This window comes from Gilvimarinus japonicus (assembly GCF_042847215.1).
Lineage (GTDB): Bacteria > Pseudomonadota > Gammaproteobacteria > Pseudomonadales > Cellvibrionaceae > Gilvimarinus > Gilvimarinus japonicus.
Genome location: NZ_AP031500.1, coordinates 1,877,564 through 1,893,105 on the forward strand (window position 1 = coordinate 1,877,564; position 15,542 = coordinate 1,893,105).

The window sequence follows — 15,542 nt, forward strand, 5'->3', positions numbered from 1 at the left end:
GCGATGCCGCTGGCGGTTCTGATGTGGGCTTGTAGGTGGTATGACAAAGATCGATCCGAGCAGTTCCCTCCCTAGTGCGACGCTGGTAGACGCCCGACAACTGCGCTGCCCTATGCCGCTGTTGCGTGCCAAGCAGGCCATGCGGCCTTTGGCGGTAGGCGACCAGATTGAGGTGCGCGCCACTGATGCGGGTTCCGTCAGAGATTTTCACGCCTATGTGCAGCTTGCTGGCCACCAGATGATCGAGTTTATCGATATGGGGGATGAATACGTTTACCTGATTGAAAAAGGAGGTGCGGTCTAATGCTCATCTGGAGAGTGAAACAACGATGCTGAAAATAGTCCGCAGCTGGATTGACCGCTATTTCTCCGATGAGGAGGCGGTTCTGCTGGTGGTGATCATTGCTGTCAGCTTGCTGGTTATCTTAACCATGGGGGTGGTACTGGCCCCGATGATTGCCAGTATTATTATCGCGTTTTTAATGCAGGGGTTGGTGGTACGCTTACGCGAGTGGGGCGCGCCGCATTGGCTGGCGGTTACCGTCACATTTATTTTGCTGTTGCTCATGCTCGCCTCGGTATTGCTGGTGCTACTGCCAGTGTTATGGCAGCAGTCGGCGCGACTGTTTGCCGAGGTGCCGAGGATGCTGGGTGAGTGGCAAAGCGTGTTGCTATTGCTGCCCGAGAATTACCCTAATTTAGTCTCCCAAGCGCAGGTCGAGGATTTAATCGCGGCCACAACAGCCGAGCTTGGCCGTATGGGGCAAAATGTTTTGACGTTTTCGGTAAGCAGTCTGCCCATTTTGATGACGGTGCTGGTGTATTTTGTACTGGTGCCTATTTTGGTGTTCTTCTTCCTTAAAGACAGCTCTTTAATCGCGGACTGGATCGCCAGCTTTTTACCCAAAAAGCGCCCGGTGATGACCAAGATCTGGAGCGAAATGAACCAGCAAATTGCTAACTATGTGCGCGGTAAGTCCATCGAGATATTAATTGTCGGCTCTGTGTCTTATGTGGCATTTGCGCTGTTGGGCCTGAACTACGCAGCACTGCTGGGTATTGCTGTGGGTTTGTCGGTGGTTATTCCGTACATTGGCGCGGCGGTGGTTACCATACCGGTTGCCATGATCGCCTACTTCCAGTGGGGGTGGGGTTCGGAGTTTCTTTATTTGATGTTGGTGTACATCATTATTCAGGGTATCGATGGCAATATTCTCGTGCCACTGCTGTTTTCTGAGGCCGTCAACCTGCACCCGGTTGCGATTATTATGGCGGTTTTGGTGTTTGGCGGCTTGTGGGGCTTTTGGGGGGTATTTTTTGCGATCCCGCTAGCCACCTTAGTAAAAGCGATTTTGTACGCCTGGCCCATGGGAATTGCCGTCGAGTCAGAATCCGAGCCAAGCCCAGCGGTTGATATTTCGGAGCCGCAGTAATGGTGCTGGGTTGGTGGCTGCCAAGGGCAGCATCCTTAACGGCTGTGCTGAGTTTTATGCTGCTGGTGTTGCCGATGCGGCTGTTTGCGGCACCCGCCGCAGAGTCCGCTGCCGAGGCGCCGGGGTTTCGGGTCGAAGAGGTGATCGCCAGCCCGGAAGATCCGCGCGCGTATCGTGCGCTTGCCTATGACAATGGTTTGCAGGTGCTGCTGGTGCGCGACCCGGCAGCGACAGAAGCCAACTGGGCGTTAAGTGTGTTGGCTGGGGCCAACCAAGATCCGGTAGCGTTGCCGGGGCTGAATAATTTGCTGGCTTTGGTGTTATACAGTGATCCGGCGGCCAATATTAACGTTCAGCCCGAGCACACCGAGTATCATTTGCGAGCGCCGACGAATGCGTTGGCCACAGCGCTTACTGACTTTTTTACGCATATCGATCGCAGTGCAGAAATACCGCTTGAAGAGATAGAGCGCGGACAACATTTACTGGCCAATAATATTCGCTCGGGGCTGGGTGCCACACTGACGGATCGCCGCGACGATGTTTTTAGTGCGCTTTTTAATGCTGAGCACCCAATGGCGCGCCGCCAAGGGGCGTCCGCCAGTATTGCGCAGTTGCCGGTAGTGACTGAAGCGCTGCAAAAAAACTTTAAACGCCTGTATACCCCCGCGCGGATGCGACTGGCCCTTGTGGCTAATCTGCCGCTCGATCGGCAACAAAGCATTGTCACCGCTGCCTTGAACCGCTTGAGCCAAAAAGCCCCGGGGACTATCCGCGACGCAAATTATCCACCACTGTTTACACCACAAACGCTGCCCATTGACGTGCAAATCCAGGCCGATATTGCCAAGCCGCAATTGCAGTTGTTGTTTCCTGTGCCCAACCCCTTAGCGTTATACGCTGAAAAACCCTTGGCGGAAGTTTCTAGGTTGTTGGCCGACGGTGGCCCCGGCAGCTTACTGGCGCTGCTAAAAAGTTTAGGCTGGGCCGACACTATCGATACTGGCATGGGCATGCAGTCGCGCTATGACGGCTTATTTGAAGTGCGCATCGATTTGACGGACCTCGGTGTGCGCGCCAAAGATCAAGTTGTGGCGCTGGTATTTTACATGCTCGACCAAATCAGGATGCGGGGGTTACGTGAGTGGCGCCACCTTGAGCTGGCCCGCACGGCGGCGTTGGATTTTCGTTATCGCGACGCCTCAGCAGTGCGCGATCCCGCTCAGCTGGCTCATGCGCTGCACTATTACCGTCCGCGCGATGTCCTTTACGGCCCGTTTCGCTACAACGAGTTTAACGAGCGGTTGGTGCGGCGCTATTTAGACTTTTTACGCAGCGACAATGTCTTGGTGAGTTTGACGTCAACAGCGGCGGTTGCGGGCGAGCAACGCAGCCCGGTGTTGTTGACGCCGTATTCCGCGGTTAAATCGAGTGAGGCGCAGCCCGACATTAAAATTACTGTGCGCCGGCGGCTGGACTTTCCCGAGCGCAATAATTTTATTCCGACGCGTTTAAGCACCAAAGAAGCGCCGATGCTACCTACCTCGCAAAATACCGGCATTAATGAGGTGGTAGAGCTGTTTAACCGGCCGCGTTTTAGTGCTTGGTTTAATCGCGGTCACATTGCCAGCCCAGCGGCGTCGGTATTGCTGCGCTTAGAGATTCCGGCGGCGGGGGCGTCTGCGCTCGCGGCAGCCGAGGCTGAACTAATGGCGGAGCTGGTTCGCCAAGAGCTTAATGAAAAGGCGTTTGCCGCACATCTGGCCGGAGTTGATTTTACGGTGCAGCCGCACGCATTAGGGCTGGACGTCCATGTGCATGGCTACAACTCGCAACTTGGTTTAATGCTAACGCGCATCGATCAAGTGTTGGACGATGTAGAAATCACAGATCGGCGCTTTAAGCGGGCGCAGGATATGTTGGCCGAGCGCTTAACGATGCCGAGAAATACGCTGGATAGCATTCTTCGCGAGCGTTTAAACCGTTTGCACTATCGCCCTAGCTGGACGCGAGCGGAACGCGCGGAAGCGTTGGCCAGTATCACCCCCGATCAGCTGCGCAACTTTAAGCATGTTCATTACCGCCCGGCGCGTCTTAGTATATTGTTTTACGGCAATCTTTATCGCCAAGAAGCGCAGCGGCTGGCGGCTCTAAGTGAGCACTATTTTTTAGAGGATGATGCCGGTGCGCCACGTACCGCCACTTATGGCCGCTTGAGTGGCGATAAGGGCCCACAATTAAGCCTGCCAACTCGCGATGGCAGTGGTGTGGCGCTGTACCTGCAGGGGCGGGGCGCCAGCGCCGTCGATTACGCTCAAATGCAGCTTGCCGCGCAACTGCTGCGCGAATCGCTAACGGCAGAGCCTGAGAACATTGCGGATCAGTTTGTAATCAAAGGGCTCGTCGCGGGTGACGATACCGCTGAAGGTGCCTCGGGTGCTATCGCAGACACTACGGTGAGCCTTAAAAGTGCGGCAGACGAAAGCTCTGCAGATGATTCGCAACGGGAAGCGCATTCAGTGACGCCCACAACGACCATTGACCCGGCTAATATCGCCGTATTTGATTGGCAGCTGGCAGGGCGCCCGGCGCTGGTGGTTTATTGGGCGGGAGAGACAGCCGACGGGGCGGCGCTGCGCGAGTTTGTGCGTCAAGAGTTGGCTCGCCAGTGGCCATCCGCTGCGCTCGCAGAAGCCCAAACGGTTGTTGGGCGAAGGCTTGCTAACGATAGTGCCGGCGGTTTGCGTGAAAAAAGCACGGCGCTGTGGCGTGAGCTGGTGGATGCTACCATGGCCAATACATCTGTTATGACAGAGGTTGCCGGTGCAAGCGTGGCCTCGTCTGAGCGATATCGCCGCTATTTGGCTGAGCGGGTGGCCGGCGCGCTAGCTCTTACGGGAACGGCGGAGAAAAATGCGCCAACCTCTAACCAAAAAGCGCTAGATAGTTATTGGAATCACTTGCAGAAGCAGCCGTTGCAGGGCCCGGTTTTGCCCTAAAATGTAGCGCGCCCGGGTGTTTATCGTTCGGGCCTGTTTGAAAATTGGCCTGTCTGAGCAAAATGCGTACCGATCTTGGTGCTGCCCCGCTGCTGATATCGCAGGGCTAGCAAAAATCCCGTAAATATGTAAAAATTCGCGCATTTTTGGGCCCCAGTATTGGGGTAATCGCCACGTTTAACCCTAATATAGTCACAACGTAAAGGGGCGAGGCCACTGGTAGCTATCCTGCCAGGTACGGTCTGCGTTGGTGTTAACGCTGTGTCCAAATGTGCTCAAAAGGCGCATGACTGAGGAGAATTAAATGATAGAAGATATTGATGCTCTGGAAACCCGAGAGTGGCGCGATGCCCTCGATTCTGTAGTACGTCACGTGGGGAAAGAGCGTGCCGCATTTCTTCTGAAGAGCCTGTCCGAGTCTGCTGCAGACCACGGCATTGATCAGCCCTCTGCTATCACCACGCCTTATCGCAACACCATTCCCACCTCCAAAGAAATCCAAAGCCCCGGCGACCACTACATTGAACGTAAAATCCGTTCAATTATTCGCTGGAACGCGATTGCGATGGTGGTTCGTGCGAACAAAAATGATGATGAGCTGGGCGGTCATATCGCGTCATTCTCCTCAGCCGCTACCTTGTACGAGGTGGGTTTTAACCATTTCTTTCGTGGTAATGACGGCGATAAGCCGGGCGATTTGGTGTACTTCCAGGGGCACAGCTCTCCGGGCATGTACGCGCGCTCTTACCTCGAAGGTCGTCTGACCGAAGATCAACTGGATAACTTCCGTCGCGAAGTGGACGGTAAAGGTTTGTCGTCTTATCCGCATCCTTGGTTGATGCCTGATTACTGGCAGTTTCCCACCGTTTCTATGGGCCTCGGTCCTATTGCGGCTATTTATCAAGCGCAAGTAATGCGCTACATGGATCAGCGCGAGCTGATCGACAAAGGCGACCGTAAAATTTGGGCGTTTTTGGGCGACGGCGAGTGTGACGAGCCAGAAAGCTTGGGCGCAATTGCGCTGGCTGGCCGCGAAAAACTCGACAACCTGATCTTTGTGATCAACTGTAACTTGCAGCGCTTGGATGGGCCGGTACGTGGTAACGGTAAAATCGTACAAGAGCTCGAAGGCGTATTCCGTGGCGCTGGCTGGAACGTGGTTAAAGTTCTGTGGGGTGGCGGCTGGGATGCACTGCTTGAAAAAGACACCACCGGCCTGCTGCAAAAGCGCATGGATGAAGTGTGTGATGGCGAGATGCAAAACTATAAAGCCAATGGCGGCGCTTACACCCGTGAGCACTTCTTTGGTAAGTACCCAGAGCTGTTAGAGCTGGTTAAAGATTTGTCTGACGACGATATTCTGCGCCTAGCGCGTGGCGGTCACGACGCGCACAAAGTGTATAACGCTTATCATAATGCGGTTAACACTAAAGGCGTGCCGACAGTGGTGTTGGCGCAAACCGTTAAAGGTTATGGCATGGGCCCCACTGGTGAAGCGGTTAACAACGCTCACCAAGTTAAAAAACTCGACATCGAAGGGCTGAAAACCTTCCGTGATCGTTTTAGCATTCCGATCGATGATAAAGACCTGGAGAAAATCCCTTACTACCGCCCTGCGGATGACAGCGCCGAAATGCAATACTTGCAAGAGCGTCGTCGCACGTTGGATGGTTACCTGCCAGCGCGTAAGTCTGATTTTGAATCGCTGCCTATCCCCGAACTGGACGCCTTTAAAGCTCAGCTTAAAGGCACCGGTGAGCGTGAAATCTCGACCACAATGGCGTTTGTGCGCGTGTTAAACACGCTGCTTAAAGACAAGCAGATTGGCAAACAAGTGGTGCCGATTGTACCGGACGAAGCTCGTACCTTTGGTATGGAAGGCATGTTCCGTCAAGTGGGTATTTACTCGGCGTTGGGTCAGAAGTATACCCCGCAAGACGCCGGCCAGATCATGTACTACAAAGAGGACGAGAAAGGCCAGATTCTGGAAGAGGGCATCAACGAAGCCGGCGCTATGTCCGCTTGGGTTGCCGCGGCCACCTCGTACAGCAACCACGCAAAACCGTTGCTGCCGTTTTACATTTATTACTCTATGTTTGGTTTTCAACGCATTGGCGACTTGGCTTGGTTGGCGGGCGATGCGCAAGCGCGTGGCTTCTTGCTGGGCGGCACCGCAGGGCGTACCACGCTGAACGGTGAAGGCTTGCAGCACCAAGATGGTCACAGCCATATTTTGGCGAACACTATCCCTAACTGTCGCAGCTACGATCCGACCTTCTCTTACGAGGTGGCGGTTGTGGTACAAGACGGTCTGAAGCGGATGTACCAGGACAAAGAGAACTGTTACTACTACATTACGTTGATGAACGAAAACTACGTTCATCCTGATATGCCAGAAGGTGTCGAAGAGGGCATCATTAAAGGTATTTATCAGCTTGAAAAAGGCACCAGCAAGAAGAAAAACCGTGTTCAGTTGATGGGCTCGGGCACTATTTTGAATGAGGTGATTGCCGCAGCTGAGATCCTGCGCAAAGACTTCAGTGTTGAAGCTGATATTTGGAGTGTCACCAGCGTTAACGAGTTGACCCGTGAAGGTCAGGCCACCGCGCGCTGGAACTTGTTACACCCAACCGAAACACCGCGCAAAGCCTACATTACTGAGGTCTTAGAGTCTCAGGATGGGCCGTTTATTATCGCCACCGATTACATGAAGAACTACGCAGAACAATTGCGTGCGTTTATTCCGGGCGATTATCAAGTGCTGGGTACCGACGGTTTTGGTCGCAGTGACTCACGCAAAAAGTTGCGTCACTTCTTTGAGGTTGACAGCCACTTTGTGGTGATTGCCGCACTGAAATCTCTGGCCGACCAAGGCAAAATCAAAGCCGACGTTGTAGCCAAAGCCATCAAACAGTTTGGTATTGATCCAGATAAAGCCGATCCGTTGACCGTATAGTCGCCTACCCGCGACAAGTGGGGCGCGCCAAGCGCCCTGCAAGATCAATGGATAACGTAAGCCACAGCCACAAGCTGGGGCGGATTAAAAATGTAGCGAGGAGTTACCGTGGCAATTGAATCGATTAAAGTCCCCGATATTGGCGGCTCGGAAAATGTAGATGTCATTGAAATTTCGGTCGCCGTTGGCGATACCGTAGCAATCGATGATTCGCTGTTGGTGTTGGAGACCGATAAGGCCTCGATGGAAATACCGAGCACTGTTGCCGGCAAGGTAACAGCGATTAAAGTAAAAGAGGGTGACAAAGTCTCTGAAGGCGATGTGATCTTTGAAGTTGAAACCGAGGGTGGCGCAGACGCCAGCGGCAGCGACAAAGAAGAGCCAGTTAAAAATGAGCCGGCGCCAGAGCCTGAGTCAAAAGCCGCGCCTGCAGCCGCATCGGCCGAGCAAGACATCACTATCCCCGATCTTGGTGGCTCAGAGAATGTCGACGTGATCGAGATCTGCGTTGCAGTTGGCGACGAAGTTAGCGAGGGCGATTCGTTGGTTGTGCTAGAAACCGACAAAGCCTCGTTGGAAATTCCAGCACCGGCCAGCGGTAAAATTGTTAGCATCGATCTTAAAGAGGGCGATAAAGTTTCTCAGGGCGACAAGCTGGGTGTGATGACCGGTGGCGCAACTGAAGCACCTGCAGAGACTCCCGCCGAGTCCAGTGCAGCGCCCGCGCCAGCTTCAGGTGGTAGCTCTGTCGAAGTTATACCTGTACCGGATATCGGTGGCTCTGAAGGTGCGGCAGTGATCGAGATTTCCATCAGTGCCGGTGATGAAATCGACGAAGGCGATACTTTAATCGTACTGGAAACCGACAAAGCCTCTATGGAAATTCCGGCGCCTAGCGCTGGTAAAGTGGTGAAAGTTTCGGTTAAAGAAGGTGACAAGCTCTCGCAGGGTGATGCCATTTGTGAGATGGAAGTTGAGTCAGCGGCACCGGCGGCGCCGGCACCAAAGGCGGAGTCTGCACCGCAAGCCGCAAGCGCCCCTGCTGCCAGCACCGCGACAACCTCGTCTGGATCGCCGGTAACGGCGGATAACGTCGAAGTGGTTAACTCTTCGGATGTTTACGCCGGCCCCGCCGTGCGCAAGTTGGCGCGACAGTTGGGCGTTGATCTGAAAAAGGTTAAAGGCAGCGGACCTCGCAGCCGTGTTAACAAAGACGACGTGCGCGACTATGTGAAAAACATCGTAGCGGATAGTCAGTCTGGCAAGAGCACTGCTGGCGGCAGCGGTATTCCTGCGATTCCCGCGGTTGATTTTGCCAAGTTCGGCGAGATCGAAACGGTCAAAATGAGCAAGATCAAAAAGCTTACCGCTGACAACATGGTGCGCAACTGGCTTAATATTCCACACGTTACTCAGTGGGACGATGCCGACATCACCGAGCTGGAAGCTTTCCGTAAAGGCCTTAAAGCCGAAGCTGAAAAGCGTGGCAGCAAATTAACGCCGCTACCGTTTTTGTTAAAGGCCTGTGCCGCCGCTTTGGTTGCCGAGCCCAGCTTTAACGTCTCTATGCATCACGATGGCGAGCACATTGTGCAGAAAAAATACGTGCACATTGGTGTTGCTGTTGATACGCCAAACGGTTTGATGGTGCCGGTGATTCGAGACGTCGATAAAAAAGGTTTGTGGGAGCTGGCCGACGACTTTAGCGCAATTGTTAAAAAGGCGCGCGATGGCAAACTAACCGCTGCTGACATGCAGGGCGGCTGTTTTACCATCTCAAGCTTGGGCGCTATGGGTGGCAACGGCTTTACCCCAATCGTCAATGCGCCCGAGGTTGCCATATTGGGTGTTTCTAAGGCGCAAATGAAGCCAGTTTGGAACGGTAGTGAGTTTGTCCCGCGCAACATGTTGCCGCTGGCTCTGTCTTACGATCACCGCGCTATTAACGGCGCCGATGCCGGACGCTTCTTTACTTACCTGACGGCCGTAGTTGCCGACGTACGTCGCTTATTGCTGTAAGAGTGGGGGAGTGTTTAAAAGCCCAGATTGAGTGATCAAGCTGGGCTTTTTTGTTTAAGAGTTATAGCAGTCAGCCACTGGAAGTTTTTACCTGTCCTGTATGCGAACCCCGCACTCCACTCGTTAGCATTACATTTGTTGTTTGCTGAGCGTTTTTGTGGGTTCGTTATGCACCATGAATAGACCGCAGACTGTAAAAGATCATGGGTTACTAGTTTTCAAAAATATCTTTATTTTTCCTGTGACTTTGGGTTGCCCGTTTATATTGACGGGTGTCTGAAGTGTGTTTTCTAGGTTTTAAAAGGTGGCGTGAGTGTTGAAAATCAATGCCGCCGAATAATGCTTCCTATTAATAAATGCTGCGGAGTACTGGAAGTATTACAATTGGGGATATTGAACGTGTGTGCTGTTAGGAGTTAACAGCGCTGTTTTAATTTTGTAGGTCAGGCTTGAGCCCTTTAGCTCAGAAGCGTGGTCTACTAATGTGGGCCTAGCGCTGCGGTGCACTGACCCCGTTAAAGTGAGAGGTTATTTTAGATCGAATCAACCAGATCTCGCCTATGTCTTTTTTATTTAAGGTATAGGGTTTGTAGGCAGTGTTGTCGCTTTTTACTATAAGCTTATCTTGAGTGCTTAGGTAAATACGTTTGGCAAGCACTCCGTCCTCGGCAACGATCACGGCTAGTGATCCGTCATCAAATGCTTTGCCGGGCTCGAGTCGCTCGGCAATTACCACCTCTCCTGAATAGAGTGACGGCTCCATACTGTCTCCGTCTGTTTCGAACAGGCGGTAGTCTCCGTCTTCAAAACCTGGAATCCTGTAAACACCTAAGGTCTTTATGTAGTTGGGATCGTTGCACTGGCTTATATAGCCCGCGTGGGCATCGACATTGACCATCGGAATAAGCGGGTCTGGGCAGCTCGAACCTTGCAGAGGGGATATGTCACCTTGCGTATCGACTAAAAACGTTTTTCCTTCACCGGCCACGAGCCAGTTGCAGTTGACGCTAAAAGCTTGGTGGATTGAGTTGATCGTTGTCATAGAGAGCTTAGACTTGCTTGCCTCAAGCTGTGACAAAGCGCCTTGCGTTATACCAATTCGATCAGAGAAGTCACTCTGGGATAGGCCCAGTAGGTCTCGCAGCTGGGTGATACGCTCGTTGGCTAACAGGTTTTTGTTCATAAGGACGCACAAATTAAAGAGTTGGTGCCTGTTGCAACCGGGATATTAGCTTGCTAATATCCCGGTTGCAACGCGATGGATGGCAGTGGGTTGCTATCTCAGCTGTTTTACTCTCTTGAACGATCAATTCCAAGCGAATAACGACGGTTTGTTCTACCTTATTACATAACCACCTCTAGTGGCTACTCACCCCACGATACACTCGCCGGGCGACTTATGGACGCAATATATGAGCAAAACAACATTAGCATGGCGAAAAAATCGTGGGTTAATGATAGCGGAAGATGACCTCGACGACCAATTGCTAATTCGGGATGCATTAGAAGAAAATGGTGTGTTGTCTGACGATGTGCTGTTTGTTGAAGACGGCCAAGCGCTGTTAGAAAAACTGCAAGCGCCAGAATTGGTGCCGGGCTTGATACTGCTCGATTTAAATATGCCGCGCATGGATGGTCGCGAAGCACTGCGCCACATCAAGCAAGATGAGCACTTAAAACACATTCCAATCGTGGTTTTTACCACCTCTAGTAACGAGGAGGATATAAAATATACCTACGAGTTTGGCGGTAATACTTATTTTACGAAACCTACCAGCTTTGATGAGTTGGTGAGAGTGATGTCTTTAATTAAGTCTTATTGGTTAGAAACGGCGCTGTTAGCGGAGCATTAACACCGACTTTTTTGGTGCTGTATTGCTCAGTCCTGCCAAGCGCTTCTATACTGTTCTTCGTTATCGCGATTATTAAACACACCTGCTGGCGCTTGAGTGCTTATAAGTCTTTATAGTGAGGCATTTTGGGTTGGAGGCGTACGTTGTTGATGCGCTGGCCTGTTTTCTGAGCTTTACGCTTCTTACCCTTCTTGTTACGGGTTCTGAGGTAAACTTAACCATATACCACGAAAACCCCAGTTTGAGCTTGCTCACGCTGGGGTTTTTCGTTGGGTAATACCTGTAACCGTGCGCCATGTGGTGTTCGATCACGACTTGAGGTGAGAGTGACCAATTTTTTGCAAAAAACGGTACTGTTTAAACCGGTAGCGCTGGGTATTTATTTTTTGACCTTTGCGACGGGGGTGGTCGGCGCGCTGTTACTGCCGACATTGAGTATCTTTTTTGCTGATGAGGTGGGGGTAAGCCCCTTTTGGGTGGGCATTCCCTATGCGGGAATCGCGATTGGCAGCATTGTTTACAATCAAGTAATAGGCGCTTGGTCCGACTCGCTTAAAGATCGACGCATGTTAGTGGTGGGCTTGTGTCTAGTCGGGGTGCTGGGTTGTTTGGTGTTTGCGTTGTCGCGCCACTATTGGCTGACCTGCTTGTCGGCAGTATTTTTGCTGAGTTTGGCGATGGTAGCTTTCTCGCAGATTTTGGCTTATAGCCTAGAGTACGCCGAAAACTGTTTGCCGCTTGAGCGTATTGCCTTGTTTAACGCGGTCGTTCGGGCGCAAATTGCTTTTGCTTGGGTGGCGGGGCCGCCAGCGGGCTTTTTAATTGCCAGCCATTGGGGGTTTACCAGCTTGTACTCGATTGCGGCGGCGCTATTTGCGGCGGTGGCGATTGTTAGCCCCAAAATGTTGCCAGCGTTAAAGCTGACGGGCCATTCGGATGAGCCTGAGGTTAAATCAGGTTTATGGGGGAGTTTAAATGCCCGTTCGCGTTGGTCTTTAGCGCTCTGCGTGTTGGCGTTTTCGTTAATGTGGTGTGTCAACAACGCGTATTTAATTAGCTTGCCTTTGCACCTTACACGCAATTTGGATATTTCGACCGGTTGGGTGGGGTGGATTATGGGTGCCGCCGCTGGGCTAGAGGTGCCGGTAATGTTGCTTGCCGGCGTGTTAGCTGCACGTATGAACCCGCTGAACTTGGTGCGCGCCAGTGCCTTGGCGGGGTTAGTGTTGTATGCCGGCGTGTTTTGCGCAACGGCACTTTGGCAGTTATTTGCACTGCAAATTGCCAACGCGGTGTTTGTTGGCATTTTGGCCGGTTTGGGTGTGTCGGTGGTGCAGCAAATGCTACCGGGGCGTGCGGGCAGTGCCTCGGCGTTATATACCAATACGACCCACGTGGGGACGTTATTAAGCAGCTTGCTTATTAGTGGTGTGGCCGAGGCTTATGGTTATTTAAGCGTGTTTATGGCGAACATGGTGTTAGTGATTTTGGCCGGTGGATTGTTTATGTTAGTGCGGGCCGGTGAGGGTGTAGAGCCACAGGCACGCTAGAAAAATACTAATCGTCCTGGCTGTTAAGTGCGTGCAACTGCGCGTCTGTTAACGTCGATAATTTAGTGCGCAGTGTGGCTTTTAATTGTGGCATTAAGTCGCCAATGACCTCATCAATTAACCGTTGTCGCTCGGTGTTTTTACGGTTGTTGGGTTCTGTTGTAAAGTCACCAGCGCGATTGCCCCGCAAGCGTGAACGGATATGTTGTGGCAAAAACGGGTTTTCACTGTTGCTGGGCGAATGCTGAGCGGGCGCTACGTTTTTTGCAGAGCTGTTAGTCGGTTGCGCCGTTGAGTGGGAACCTGGGGTTGGCGCGGCAGTGGCTTGAGTCTTGATGGTACCGCCTAAATCTAGCTCGTAGTTCTCTTCGTGCCGGTCCAGCATGTTGTTGTGGCGTTGCTCTAACTGCTCAATAACCTCTTGCAGTACAGGGATGTCATCGTTGTCCAATAATCCTTGGATAGACTCCAGTTCATTTAATAACTCACTGCGGGTTTTCTCGCGCTCATCGCTCATGGCATTGACTCTTATACGTTATGCGCCCGTCCTAGTTTGTGGTGCCTGATGGGGTAGCCGCGCTCGCCTAAAAAGCTCCAGTGCTGGCGGGTGTGCGCAAGCACTGCGTCGGTTTGAATGACCACTTCGGCCATTCTGGCAAAGCGGCTAAAATACTCTGGCAATTGTGCGCATAAGCTAATCAGTACATCGTGATGATTACCGCACTCGCCGCTACAGTCAAGGGCGATGGGTTCGCCCGAGTCGGTAGCATCACTGTGGCGCCAGGGCAGATAACTTTCTGGCCGCTCGTCGGTTAGGTGCTTAGCCACTGATGCCAGTTGCGTCGCATCATCGGTGGCAATCAAAACTTTGCGGCCATTGTTAATGGCTTTTTCGCACAAGCGGCTAGCAAAGGCCAGTCGCTTGTCGGGCTCATCGCTGCTGAGGATGTAAAAATCCACTTCGGTCATAGCAATTATTTACTGTCGAGTAAGTATTGCACCAGCAAAGGCACGGGGCGGCCGGTAGCACCTTTAGCACTGCCGGAGTTCCAAGCCGTGCCGGCAATGTCCAGGTGTGCCCAGCGGAGCTCTTTGGTAAAGCGCGATAAAAAGCAAGCGGCGGTTATGCTGCCGGCTTCGCGACCGCCAATGTTGGCGATATCGGCAAAGTTGCTGTCGAGTTGTTTTTGGTATTCGTCCCACAGGGGCATTTGCCACGCGCGGTCCCCGGCCTCGATGCCCGCCGCTAAAAGCTGCTCGGCAAATTGCTGGTCGTTACTGTATAAGCCGTGAGCGTGGCTGCCTAGAGCGATAACACAGGCGCCGGTAAGGGTGGCTATGTCCACTACGGTTTTGGGTTTAAAGCGCTTGGCGTAGGTTAGGGCGTCGCACAGTACCAGTCGGCCCTCGGCGTCAGTGTTGAGTACTTCAATGGTTTGGCCCGACATAGAGGTCACGATATCACCGGGTTTAGTGGCGCCGCCCGATGGCATGTTTTCGGCCGCAGCGACAATCGCCACCACGTTGGTGTTAGGCTGCAGGGCGAGCAGAGTTTTCATTGTGCCAAACACGCTGGCTGCGCCACACATGTCAAATTTCATTTCATCCATGCCGGCGCCTGGCTTAAGGCTTATACCGCCAGTGTCAAAGGTGATGCCCTTGCCGACCAGCACGTTGGGCGCTTTTGATTTAGCCGCTCCGCGGTACTCCATCACAATGAGCTTAGCGGGCTCGTCACTGCCGGCTGAGACGGATAGCAGTGAACCCATGCCCTCGGCTTTCATTTGTTTTTCGGTTAACACGCTGACGTGCAGCTTGCTCTGGCCGCGAGCCAGAGCGCGGGCTTGATTGGCCAGGTAGGTTGGGGTGCAGATGTTGCCGGGTAGGTTGCCCAGTTCGCGGGCGTAGTTCATGCCATCGCCCAGTGCCTGGCCTTGTGCTAATGCCTTTTTAACACTGGCGGGGCTGCCATCGACATTAACCGTAATTTTATTGATGTTAATTTTGCTGGGCTTTTGGCTTTTGAGCTGGTCAAACTGCCAGAGATCGGTGGTTAAGGTTTGCGCGATTTTGCGCGCCAGCCAACTGGCGTTTTGGCCACCGACGGTGACGCCGGTTAAATCGATGCTGATGTTTTTATACGGGGCACCTTTTACCGCGCTTTGCAGTGCGCTGAGGGCTGCACTAATGGCGGCAGGTTCAACGTCGCTTTTGGCCGATTTTCCGAGTCCCAGCAACAGCAAGCGATCGGCACTTTGGCCAACATTGTGATGGAGCATTAGGCTGGTGCCGCGAGCTCCGGTGAATTTTTCACGAGTCAGTAATTTGCTCAGCTGACCTTTACCGGCCTGATCAATAAGCTGAGCGCTGGGTGTCAGGGTAGTGTCGGAAAATACGCCTACGACCAAAAGCGCGCTGCGGTGGCTGGTAGCGTCGAATGACTTAGCTTGAAACTGCATGTGTGACCCCTAGTTAATTTTGTGTTGCGAGCGGTTAAGCGGTAACCGTTACTCGGTTACACTCGCCCCGGCAATAACAGTTGCCGAGAAATCGAGCGACGTTGTCGCTGGAACGAACAGCGCTCCCGTACGGTCTATCGCTTGGCTTATCCAGACACCGAGACAAACGGCTTCGGTTGCGGGATAATGCCACCAATATTCGCCTAGTTTACGTCATCAGTGGGCGAGGGGCCAAAGTCTTTGGTTGTTACTGCCTATGGCGGTCGTTTTTGG

Annotated in this window: 11 protein-coding genes; 7 read left to right on the forward strand and 4 right to left on the reverse strand. The window is 52.7% G+C overall.

The genetic code is table 11. From position 1 onward, the window contains the following. Positions 1-40: 40 nt before the first annotated feature. From ACGHAD_RS08030 to aceF, 5 genes are all read left to right on the forward strand, one after another. Positions 41-304: a sulfurtransferase TusA family protein gene (locus tag ACGHAD_RS08030; RefSeq protein WP_382415815.1), complete on the forward strand. Its 264-nt coding sequence runs from the start codon at positions 41-43 to the stop codon at positions 302-304. A gap of 25 nt (positions 305-329) precedes the next feature. Beyond that, positions 330-1,433: an AI-2E family transporter gene (locus ACGHAD_RS08035; protein ID WP_339615434.1), complete on the forward strand. Its 1,104-nt coding sequence runs from the start codon at positions 330-332 to the stop codon at positions 1,431-1,433. Then, on the forward strand, positions 1,433-4,432 hold the full coding sequence (locus ACGHAD_RS08040) for an insulinase family protein (protein ID WP_382415813.1): 3,000 nt from the start codon (positions 1,433-1,435) through the stop codon (positions 4,430-4,432). The genes ACGHAD_RS08035 and ACGHAD_RS08040 overlap by 1 nt, the downstream gene beginning before the upstream one ends. 304 nt (positions 4,433-4,736) lie before the next feature. Then, positions 4,737-7,388 carry a pyruvate dehydrogenase (acetyl-transferring), homodimeric type gene (gene aceE, locus ACGHAD_RS08045; protein WP_339615432.1) on the forward strand — a complete coding sequence of 884 codons (2,652 nt, stop codon included), beginning with the start codon at positions 4,737-4,739 and terminating at the stop codon, positions 7,386-7,388. 108 nt (positions 7,389-7,496) lie between these two features. After that, the gene (gene aceF / locus ACGHAD_RS08050; RefSeq protein ID WP_382415810.1) at positions 7,497-9,407 is read left to right on the forward strand and encodes a pyruvate dehydrogenase complex dihydrolipoyllysine-residue acetyltransferase; all 1,911 of its coding nucleotides are present in this window, start codon (positions 7,497-7,499) and stop codon (positions 9,405-9,407) included. A 490-nt stretch (positions 9,408-9,897) separates the two neighbouring features. Here the strand turns inward: aceF and ACGHAD_RS08055 are convergent, their stop codons facing one another. Further along, positions 9,898-10,590: an XRE family transcriptional regulator gene (locus ACGHAD_RS08055; RefSeq protein ID WP_382415808.1), complete on the reverse strand. Its 693-nt coding sequence runs from the start codon at positions 10,588-10,590 to the stop codon at positions 9,898-9,900. 229 nt (positions 10,591-10,819) lie between these two features. On the opposite strand from ACGHAD_RS08055, the gene ACGHAD_RS08060 reads away from it, so the two are divergent. Beyond that, positions 10,820-11,260: a response regulator gene (locus ACGHAD_RS08060; RefSeq protein WP_339615429.1), complete on the forward strand. Its 441-nt coding sequence runs from the start codon at positions 10,820-10,822 to the stop codon at positions 11,258-11,260. Positions 11,261-11,586: 326 nt separating this feature from the next. Then, positions 11,587-12,810 carry a sugar efflux transporter gene (locus ACGHAD_RS08065; protein ID WP_382415806.1) on the forward strand — a complete coding sequence of 408 codons (1,224 nt, stop codon included), beginning with the start codon at positions 11,587-11,589 and terminating at the stop codon, positions 12,808-12,810. 7 nt (positions 12,811-12,817) lie between these two features. On the opposite strand, the gene ACGHAD_RS08070 is transcribed toward ACGHAD_RS08065, so the two are convergent. The 3 genes from ACGHAD_RS08070 to ACGHAD_RS08080 are packed head-to-tail and all read right to left on the reverse strand — an operon-like array spanning position 12,818 to position 15,269. Continuing rightward, the gene (locus ACGHAD_RS08070) at positions 12,818-13,327 is read right to left on the reverse strand and encodes a hypothetical protein (RefSeq protein WP_382415804.1); all 510 of its coding nucleotides are present in this window, start codon (positions 13,325-13,327) and stop codon (positions 12,818-12,820) included. An 11-nt stretch (positions 13,328-13,338) separates the two neighbouring features. Further along, on the reverse strand, positions 13,339-13,779 hold the full coding sequence (locus ACGHAD_RS08075; RefSeq protein ID WP_382415802.1) for a DNA polymerase III subunit chi: 441 nt from the start codon (positions 13,777-13,779) through the stop codon (positions 13,339-13,341). A gap of 5 nt (positions 13,780-13,784) precedes the next feature. Beyond that, positions 13,785-15,269: a leucyl aminopeptidase gene (locus ACGHAD_RS08080; RefSeq protein ID WP_382415800.1), complete on the reverse strand. Its 1,485-nt coding sequence runs from the start codon at positions 15,267-15,269 to the stop codon at positions 13,785-13,787. Positions 15,270-15,542 lie beyond the last annotated feature (273 nt).